The 10,797-nt window shown below is 65.1% G+C and carries 1 protein-coding gene; it reads right to left on the bottom strand.

What is annotated here, in order from left to right:
- Positions 1 to 237: 237 nt before the first annotated feature.
- Positions 238 to 10,713, bottom strand: a complete 10,476-nt coding sequence (locus AC30NL_RS19475; RefSeq protein WP_489465642.1) for a calcium-binding protein — start codon at positions 10,711 to 10,713, stop codon at positions 238 to 240.
- Between the last annotated feature and the right edge of the window lie 84 nt (positions 10,714 to 10,797).

The following is a 10,797-nucleotide window of genomic DNA, read 5'->3' as shown; positions in this document are numbered from 1 at the left end:
GCTGAGAGTATTTCGATCATGCCCGCTCATCACGCCAAGAGACCCCTGCTCGTCGTTGCAAATGCTCGCCATAGCCCGGGCTATGGCTGCGCTTTGCGCCTGGATCAGGCGCCTTTTGACGTGCTGCTTGGGCACGCTCGAAAAACCCTCAGCCTCTGAGTTTCGCGAACAACCCCATCGTTCCCGCCCGTTGCTTGTGGTCCGATCGGCGTGCCGATCCCGTCAAGCCCCAGTACCTCAATGCCAGTTCGACGCAATCACAGGCAACAAGCTGCCCTGGTAGTTCGTCGGCAACGTGGTTTGTCCATCCGCCGGCGGAGAAAACGAGGCCATCGCGTTCACGAGCTTCTGCACATCGGCCGCCAGCAGCGTCTTGCCATCGGACAGCACGAAAGTCTCGATACGGTTGGACGTGCTGCCGTACCAGTTCTTGATGAGGATGTCGTCGCCAGTGCCGATCACCTTCACGTCCAGATCGTTGCCGAGATGCTGGAGCCACAGCTGGTCTGCTGTCACGCCGGCCAGGACCTGCAGGCGGTCATTGCCCCCTGAGTCCGTGACCACGTCTTGTCCCTGGTCGCGACCCCACTGGTAGGTGTCGGCGGAGGTGGTGGAGGTGTCCGTCAGCACATCGGCCCCCAGGCCACCGGCGTAGGTGTCGTTCCCTCCTGCGCCGCTGAGCTGATTGGCCGCTGCATTGCCTACCAGCACGTTGGCAATGGAGTTGCCAGTGCCATTGATGGCAGCGTTGCCCGTGAGAGTGAGGTTCTCCACCGTGATGCCCAGGGTGTAGCTGATGCTGGCCTCGACCCGGTCGGTGCCCTCGTCGACGCGCTCGTTGATCACGTCGCCTGCGTTGTCGACGCGGAACACGTCGTCGCCGGCGCCACCGTACATGGTGTCGGCGCCCTCCCGGCCGTCCAGCACGTTGTTGCCCGCGTTGCCGCGCAGCACATTGGCGAGCGCGTTGCCGCTTGCACTCAACGCACCAGTCCCCGTGAGCGTCAGGTTCTCAAGGTTGGCTCCGAGGCTGTAGTCAATCGACGACTCGACCGTGTCCGTGCCTTCACCCACCGCTTCGACGATGACGTCGCCTGCATCATCGACCACATAGGTGTCGTTCCCGACGCCGCCGATCATCCGGTCGGCTCCCGCCCCGCCGTCGATGCGGTTGGCACCGCTGGTGCCGTTGAGCACGTTACTCAGCACGTTGCCAGTGGCGCTGTCGGCTCCGCCTACGCGGGTGAGTGTGAGGTTCTCGAGGTTGGCGCCCAGCGTCCAGCTGGTAGCAGCTTGCACGCTGTCCGTGCCCTCATTGGCGTTCTCCGTCACGACGTCGGCGGCGTTGTCGACGATGTAAATGTCGTCGCCCGCCCCGCCGATCAGTGTGTCGGCATTCTTGCCACCATCCAGCACGTTGGCGCCGGAGTTGCCGATAAGCCTGTTGTTCAGCGAATTGCCCGTTGCATTGATCGCCGCGGTGCCCGTGAGCAGGAGATCTTCAAGGTTGTAACCCAGCGCCCACGACACGCTGGCTTCCACACGGTCGGTGCCAGCCTCAAGGGCTTCGGTGACAACGTCATTGGAGTTGTCAACGCGATAGACATCGTCGCCGGCCCCGCCGATCAGCGTGTCGATGCCAGCGCCACCGTCTAGCACGTTGCTGCCCGCGTTGCCAGTCAGTCGGTTGGCCAGCGCGTTGCCAATGGCATCGATGGCACCGTCGCCGGTCAACGTCAGAATTTCAACCTCGGCCTCCAGCGTGTGGCTGGCCGAAGCCTCGACCGTGTCAATGCCGCCGCCTACAGCCTCCACGATCTGGTCACCCGCATCGTCGACCACGTAGCTGTCGTTACCTGCGCCGCCGATCAGAATGTCAGCGTCGGCACCGCCATCGAGACGGTTCGCACCGGCACTGCCAATGATCGTGTTGCGCAGTGCATTGCCGGTGCCGCTGACGGCCAGCGTGCCGCTCAGCGTGAGATTCTCGAGGTTGTCGCCCAGCGTCCAGCTCATGCTCGATTGAACGGTGTCGTTGTCTCCATCGGCGCTCTCGATGACGATGTCGCCGACGTTGTCGACGACGTAAGTGTCGTCACCCCTGCCGCCGACGAGCGTGTCGGCACCCGCTGCGCCGTCGAGCGTGTTGGCTGCCGCATTGCCCGTCAGCACGTTTGCCAGCGCGTTGCCGCTGGCGTTGATGGCAGCCGATCCCGTCAGCATGAGGTTCTCTACATTGGCCGCCAGCGCGAAGGTCGCGCTCGATTGCACCGTGTCCAGCCCTTCGGCCACGTTCTCGCTGACGGTGTCGAGCACGTTGTCCACCACGAAGGTGTCGTCGCCCGCACCGCCGGACATCGCATCCGCGCCGGTGCCGCCGTCGAGCACGTCGTTGCCGGCATTGCCGGCGAGCGTGTCGTTGCCCGCTTCGCCATGCAGCTCGCTGCCACTGGTCAAAGCAATCATCACGTCGTCGCCTGCACTGCCATGCTGCACGCTGGCCAGGCGAATTACGTCGGCGCGGCCCAGTACTGTGCCGTCGGCAAAGCGGATGCGCTCGATGTCCCCGTTGGCGTTGTCGAGGTAGCCCAGAACGTCGATGACGTCGGTGCTGTCGCGCCGGGTGATGAACAGATCACCGCTGCCCGCCAGGCCGAAGTCCAAGGACGCCAGCGTCACGCTGGCATCGAATGCGATCTCGTCGACCGCGCCGTCGTCGTCCATGGCCACGCCAACCCCCATGGCCGCCGCCCCACGGGCCTGCAAGTCGTCGACGATGTCGTTTCCCCAGCCGGCCGCAAACAGGTAGCTGTCGGCGCCGCGCCCGCCCACCAACACATCGTCACCGGCGCCGCCATCGAGCACGTCTTCGCCATCGGCTCCCAGCAGACGGTCCGCGCCCGTGCCGCCGTTGAGCGTGTCGCTGCCCGCGCCGCCCACGAGGTAGTCGGCCCCGTCTCCGCCGGCCAGGTCCGTGCCCGTGTTCGCCGCGATGAGCAGGTCGCTCCCAGCCGTGGCCGTGACCCGGTCGGCATCGTCCAGCCCGGCGCGGATGGCCTCGCGCGTCAGCACCGTGCCATCTGCCAGCACCAGGGTGTCGATGCCGCTGCGCATCACGCTTCCCCCCTCCTCGAAGAACGACGCCACGGTTAACGAGTCGCTGCTCCCCTCCAGGCTGATCACGAGGCTGGTGTCGCTCTGCCTGAAGCGCAGCCCCTGGCCGCTGGTGCCATCCGTCAGCTCGATGCGTTGCAGCACCGGGCCGGCAGCGCTCGATTCCTCTGACCGCTGGCTCTTCGTGTCGGTCAGGGTGTCCTGGCCATAGCCTGCACCGAAGCGAACACGGTACAAGTTGCCGTGGCCCGACAGTTCGTCATTGCCGGCGCCGCCATCCAACAAGTCGGCACCGCCGTTGCTGGATAGCGTGTCGTTGCCGTTGCCACCATACAGCTCGTCAGCATCGTCCGGGTAGACCGGGCGGCCCATCGAGTCCTTGGCGAGGTCGGCGATGTACACGTCGTCCAGGGTGTCGTCACCGTCCATGCCGCGCAGGATGTTCGACGCCGAATTGCCGGTCAGCACGTTCGCGTCGTCATCGCCGGTCAGCGCGATGGCGCCTGCCAAGGCGTCTGCCCGCAGGTTCTCCACGTTGGCCCAGTCCGACACGGCCACCGGGACCACCGTCGCCACGGTCAGTACCACCGTGTCCCATCCCTCGCCCGCCTGCTCGTCCACGATGTCTCCCGCACCGATGCGGTAGATGTCATCGCCCTTGCCCCCTTTGAGCACGTTGGCCCCGCTGCTGGTCGAGCCGTCGAGCAGATTGCTCAAGTCATTGCCCGTGCCCGAGATCGCCGCCGTACCCTGCAGCTGCAGTTGCTCGAGGTGCGCGCCCAGCGTGTAGTCGATGCCGGACACCACGCGGTCGGCCACCGATGTCTCGAGGTGATCCAACGCATAGAACCCTGTCTCCACCACTTGGTCGCCGGCATCATCGACGACGTAGGTGTCGTCGATGACCGAGCCGATCATCGTGTCGGCGCCTGTGCCGCCGTCGATCAAGGTGCGCATCGGCAGCCACGTGCCGTTGTCGAAGCTGAAGCTTGGGAATCTGCCGGGCTGACTCAGGTCGATGCGGTTGTCCAGCACATTGCCCGCGTAGCCAAGTTCGATCGCCGTGGCACGGCCGGCGTACACGTGGTAGGCATCCTGCAAGCCTTCCAGCGTCAGGTTCTCCACGTTGTCGGGCAGTGTCACTGACCAGGCGTTGGTGACCAGTTCGTCGATTCCCTGGCCCGCCGCCTCGACCACTTGCGTCTGCATCGGCCCCAGTAAATCGGACAAGTCCGCGACCGTCGCCGCCACTTTGACCACACGGTACACGTCATCGCCCGCACCACCACGCAGCACGTCGTTGCCTCCACCCCCGTTGTCGAGTACGTTGCTACCGGCATTGCCGACGATCACGTTGTCGCCGGCGTTGCCGGTGCCGCTGATCGACAGCAGCCCGGTCAGCTGCAGGTTCTCGACGTTGGCCGGCAAGGTGTACGACACGCTCGACTCCACCGAGTCCGTTCCGCCATCGGCCGCCTCGACGATGTTGTCGACCGGGTGGTCCACCACATAGCTGTCGTTGCCCGCGGTGCCCGTCATCGTGTTGGCGGTGCCTTCGGCGGCGCTGCCAACTTTCTCCAACACGTCGGCGTACTGCCATGCCGTGCCGTCGTCGAATTCAATGCTCTCCACCAAGCCTTGGCCCGTGCTCGCGAAATAGTTGTCCAGCCACAGCTCGCTGCCGTCTCCCAAACTGAGCACCAGTGAATCCTGCAATGGGCCCATCTGACGCACCTCGGCATCGCTGCGCGTGCCCGTGACGCGCGTCAGCGTCACGTCCGCCGGCGCGATGCCTGGCTTCAGTCGCACACGGTCTGTTCCGTCGCTGGCAACGCTGTTGACCTGCTCGATCCATTCGTCCAGACCGTCGCCGAAGCCGAACAAGACGGTGTCGCCACCCGAGTCGCCGAACAGCGTGTCGTTGCCCGCACCGCCGTCGAGCGTATCGTTGCCCTCATCACCGTGCAGCGTGTCGTTGCCAGTTTCGCCGTAGAGCACATCGCTGCCGGTGCCGCCCCCCAACCAATCGTTGCCGGAGGCGCCGCGTATCACGTCGTCGCCGCTGTAGCCAGAGATCGTGTCCGCTCCCGCCGTGCCGGACAACAGCTGGGTCTTGAGCGTATCCACGTCCCATGCCGTGCCGTCCGCGAAGCGGATCACGTCGACCGGCCGCAACGAAGAGAAATAGCCCGGGATGCTGATCGCATCGGAGGTGCTGGCGATCGCCAGCAACAAGTCGTCGTCGGTGCGCGTGACCACGATGTCCGAAGGCGCCACGCCGGCGCTGAACATCAGCGTGTCGGTCTTGGCCGCTGCGCCGTCGTAGCCACTGAGAAGGTCCTGACCGGAGCCCCGGCCGAACAGGTAGGTGTCGTTGCCGGAACCGCCGTCGAGCGTGTCATCGCCCGCGCCACCGTCCAAGGTGTCGTTCCCGCCCATGCCTCGCAACGTATCGTTGCCCGCACCCGCGGCGATCGCGTCATTGCTCCCATAACCGACGAGCGTCTGCGTGGCGTCGGCGCCTGCCAGCACCTTGGCCTTGACCGCCTCCACGTCCCAGATCGTGCCGTCAGCAAAGCGCAGCTGCTCCACCTGGTAGCCCGCGCCGCCGTCACCCTGGAAGTAGCCCGTCACCATGAGCTGATCGGTCGTGCCGTTGATCGACAGCACGAGGTCCAGCTCATTGCGGCTCGCTATGACGTCGGCTGGCGCAATGTCGGCGTCGAATTCCACGGCGTCAAGCTGGCCGGCGTTGCCGTCGTAGCTGTTGATTCGATCCTGCCCATCGCCCTTGCCGAAGACGTAAGTGTCGTTGCCCGTACCACCGATGAGGCTGTCGTTTCCCTCCGCGCCGTTGAGCCTGTCGTTGCCGGCGCCCCCCACGAGCGTGTCGGCTCCCGTGCCCCCGTCAATCGTGTCGTCGCCCGTGTCCCCAAGAACGGAGTCGTCGCCGGCGAGAGCGTTGACGCTCTCGCCACTGGCGCCGAGATAGATCACGTCTGCAGCGGCGCTGGCCTGATCTGCTCCCGTTGACAAGACCAACGCATCGAGGGCGATCGTGGACCCGTCGGCGAATACGAACTGCTGAACCTGCTGCGTCGCGTAGGCCCCTCTCACGGTGAGGCGGTCGTCGCTGCCGCGCAAGCGGATCAGCAGGTCATCGCCGATACGGCTCCACATGACGTCGGCTGCGCCAATGCCGGCTTGGAAACGCACGGTGTCCGTCCCGGAGCCGGCGTCGGCGTTCACGGTGTCCCGACCACTACCGAGGCCAAAGACATAGGTGTTGTTGCCGGCCCCGCCATAGAGTTGGTCGTTACCGGCACCGCCGTCGAGCGTGTCGTCACCCGCGCCTCCAAAAATCCCGTCCTCAGCCGTGGTGCCCGTGATGATGTCGTTGCCGGAGGTGCCAGTGAATGTGCCGACACCGACGCTCCCATCGAAGAGAATGCCGCGCGCCGCCACCTGATCCAAACTGAGCGAGCTGCCGTCAGCGAACTCGAAACGGTCGAAGCTGCGCAGGTCACCGTCGAACGTGATCTCGATGCGGTCGCCATCACCGCCATAGTTCAGGAACACCCGCGTCAGGCCCCCCAAGCTGTCCGGGCGCTGCGCTACCAACCGCAGCGAAGCCGGGTCAACGCCGTCCGCAAATTTCGCCACGTTGGCCTGGCGCGAGGCCAGGGCGTCCGCGCTGGCACTACCGATCACGCTGTCCTGGCCGTCGCCGGCAGCGAACTGCAAGGCAGTGCCTCCGGCACTGCCACCGTTGAACAACACGAGCGTGTCGTTGCCGCGCCCGCCGTCCAGCGTGGCACCGGCCACAGTGGCGGTAAGTTGGTCCATGCCGCCGCCGCTGAATACCGTCTGGCCCGCCGACATGGCGCTCAGCGTCATCGACTGCGTCACGTGTGTCTGGACCCACTCATGCACGGTGGTGCTGCCACCCTGGTCGGCATCCAACACCAGGTTCTGGATCGCACCGGTAAACGCGTCCTGCAGCATCAGCACCCTGGCGCTGGCCGCGTCACCGAGAACCAGGCGCAAGGAGCCGTCGGTTCCCTGCTGTGTCGCGCTCACCGCACCACTGACCTGCACCGTGTTCACGCCGCCTTCGTCGACAAGCGTCTCGGCCACGGTGTGCATCACCATTGTGCCGCCCGCCAGAGTTTCCACGCGCACCCCTTGTTCCGGCACGTCGTCGGCGTCGATGATGTAGAGGTCGTTGCCCAAGCCGCCCTGCAGGGTGTCGGCGCCCGCGCCGCCGCGAAGCGTGTCGTCGCCGGTGCCACCCTCGATCCAGTCGTTGCCGCTGCCCCCGTCGAGCAGGTCGTTGCCCGAGCCGCCCAGCAGCATGTCGTGGCCCGCGCTGCCGTACAGGGTGTCGTCGCCTCCGTTGCCGGACAGTTGGTCGTCGCCGGCGCCGCCGTCGATAGAGTCGCCTGCGTCGCTGGCGAGTTCGATGTTGCTGTCGTTGCCGTCGCCCAACAGTACGTCGTTGCCGGCCCCGCCGTACAAGGTGTCGGCACTGCCGCCGCCCTTGAGCGTGTCGTCGCCGTCCTCGCCGTCGAGCAGGTCCTTGCCGAGGTTCGCGTTCGGTGTGCCCAGACCATCACCTTCGAGGGAGTCGTTGCCAGTGCCGCCATACAGCGTGTCGTTGCCGCCGCCACCCCACAACGAGTCGTTGCCGTCTTCGCCGTCGAGGTAGTCACTGTCCATGCGCGAGAAATTCACTGTGCTGGGCGGCGCATCGGTTCCCCACAGATCGGGAAGGTCGCCGACCAGCACGTCGTCACCTCCACCGCCGAATAGCGTGTCGGCTCCGTAGCCGCCATCGAGCTCATCTTTGCCCGCGCCACCGTCAAGGTAGTCTGCCCCCGTATTGCCCACCACCTCATCGTTGCCCTCGCCGCCAAACACGGTGTCGTCACCGGGCCCGCCGAACAGCCCGTTATCGCCCCCGTCGCCGCTGACGTAGTCGTTGCCATCCGTACCGCTCACGAAGTCATCGCCTGCGCCCGCGAACACCGTGTCGGCCAAGCTTTTGTCCCCGCTGGAGCGCACCATGCCGAACTGGGTGTCGCTTGCGCTCACCTTCCACACCGCGGCCACATCGTCGTCACCGTTGATGTAGACCAGGCGATCACCGGGCACGCCGGAGTCCCAGTCCCAGCGCCAGCTGCCTGCCACCTTGGCCCACAGATCGGTGGACACGGCCCCGGTCAGGCCGATGCCTGCGTAGTTGTAGCTGCCCAGGATCAGGTCATTGCCTGCACCACCGGAGATGAGGTCATGCCCGGAACCACCGTTGAGGAAGTCGTTGCCAATACCGCCGTCCAGCGTGTCGTCACCAGCTCCGCCGAACAGCAGGTCGTCGCCGCTGCCGCCGTCAAGCTGCTGCGCGAGATCCTGGCTGATGAGCACGTCGTTGCCTACCCCACCATCGGCGCCATTGCCGACAATATCGTCCAGGTAGTCATCGGCACTGGTCTGCACAGGCACCACCGGGGCGGCCGTGCCTGCACCCAGGGTAATGCCCAGGTCGCCGTCGTGGAAGCCTTCAATGCGCACCTCAGCGCTTGCGCTGCTGACGAGCACGCTCGCTCCCGTTGCGCTGGCGATGTCGCCCGTCACGGTGTAGCTCACGCTCTTGTCGGCGTTCTGGTAGTAGCCCGCCGAGATTTGCTTGCCACCGTTCAAGGTGGCGCTGCCCAGGTGCACGATGCCCTTGCCGTCACTGTCGCGGATGGTGTCCAGGCCTTCGCCGGCGGCGATGTCGTAGGTGTCGGTGCCGGCTCCGCCGAGAAGGCTATCGTCGTCGCCTCCGCCAGCGAGCCAGTCGTCGCCCGTTCCCCCCACAAGCGTGTCGTCGCCCTTCTCGCCATAGAGGGAATCGAAGTCGGCACCGCCTTCGAGGTAATCATTGCCATCACCCGCGTTGATCTGGTCTAGGCCGCCACCGCCGTAAAGGCGATCATTGAGCGTGCAGCCGACGAGGAAGTCGTTGGCTTCACCACCAAAACGCAGGTAGCTGACAGGGCTGAGAAACGTGTCGCCGCGTGACGACTGGAACAGCAGCTGTTGTGTCACCCCATTGCTGACATAGCTGGTTTGCAGCCGTTGCCCAAAGGACAAATTGCCCGCAACCACGCTGTCTGTTACGTTCTCTTTTCCTGCAACGACGATGCCTGACAGCAGAAGCGCGCGGTCATTGATCCAGCGGTCCGTATAGGTCTCTTTGCCGGTGCCCCGCTCGGCTTGCGACAAGTTCTTGTCGGTCTGCCAGTCGGTGTAGGTGCTGCCCCAGGCCTTGCCCAGTGCGCCGGAGAGCGCATCGCGGTCAGCCGGGTTCTTCGCGGTGATGCTGAATGGGCTCAGTGTCAGCAAGCTTGCAAGCGCCCCGAAATCATCTCGGGCCTGGCCCGCGAGGTCGATGGCGCTGGCCTTGATCGCGGCAAACCCGCCGGTCATCGCGGCCTGGAACGCACCACTCTTGACGATGTCGTCGAGCCGTTTATAGAACGCATTGCGCGCAGTGATGTCGGCCCAGGTGCCGCCCTTCATTTGCGTGGTCGTGTCCGTGCCATCGGCGCTCGGTTTGACGAACATCTTGTAAAGCGCATCGACCACGCGCTCGAGCACGTCGCCTTCGGCCTTGCCTTGTCCACCCAGAAGATCGGTCTGGACTTTGGCGGCTGATGCGCCCTTCAAGATTGCGCTGAGCGTGCCGATCTCGACCTTGGGGTCGAGCTTGGCCAGCGCGTCTTGCACGCTCAGCGAGTCCACGAGCAAGACCAGGCTGTGCGTGTCGCCGAAGTCGTTGTTGGCATAGCCTTCGACGAGTAGCTTGAAGTCGTTGTACGCATACGTCTGCTGTGCGGCATCCACGACCACGCTGCCGCGCAGCAGCGGCTGATCTTCGATGAAGACCGGCGTTTCCGCGCCGTAGTGGAGTTGCGAGTTGGAGACGGCCGAGGGCGAGGTGTCTCCGTAAATGTCGTAGAAATTCGGCAGGGGGGCCTGTTGCTGGCGCCCGGCCACGGCTTGAACGGCGGTCTGGATGGGGTTGACGGCGCTGGTGTTCTTGGCGGCCGTCAGCACCGCGATCTGGTAGTTGATGTCGGTCGCTTCGACAGCGCTTGCGTCCGGCGTCACGGGGCTTGTAGGCGCAGACGGATCAGTCGAGCCGCTGTGCAACGTGCCGACTCGGGCCATCTCGCTCTGAATGGTGAGGACGCGGTTGAATGCTTCGATGAGCATCTGGGCTTGCGGGTCGCGGTTGGGCACCTTAACCTTGATCGGGATGTTGGCAACGATGACCGTCACCGAGGGCGGCGTAATGGCGTCGATGGCAGCGCGCTGGGCGTCGGTGGGCTTGCCGCCGCCTTGCAAGGTGCTGCGAAGCGACTCGTACAGCGAACGCACGCTCGGGTCGGTGAAGAGGTTGCCCAGGTCCACTGTGGCGCTGCGCTGGGCGTCGAACTGCTTGATGGTGGCGGCCAAGCTGACGCCGTTTTGCGTGCGGCCGACGCCAGCGCCATTGAACGTGTAGGTTTGGTTCACATCCGATGGATGCAGCAGTTTGAACGCAGTTGCCAAGTGACCACCCAGGCTGTAGCCGGTGACCGAGAACCTGTTCGTCGCGCCCAGGCCGTAGGTCTGCTGCAGGTGGCCGTACCACTG

The organism is Rhizobacter sp. (genome assembly GCA_021153565.1).
In the GTDB taxonomy this organism is placed as follows: domain Bacteria; phylum Pseudomonadota; class Gammaproteobacteria; order Burkholderiales; family Burkholderiaceae_C; genus Albitalea.
The sequence above is the reverse complement of the archived record's forward strand: the minus strand, read 5'-3'. Positions and strand labels throughout refer to the sequence as shown.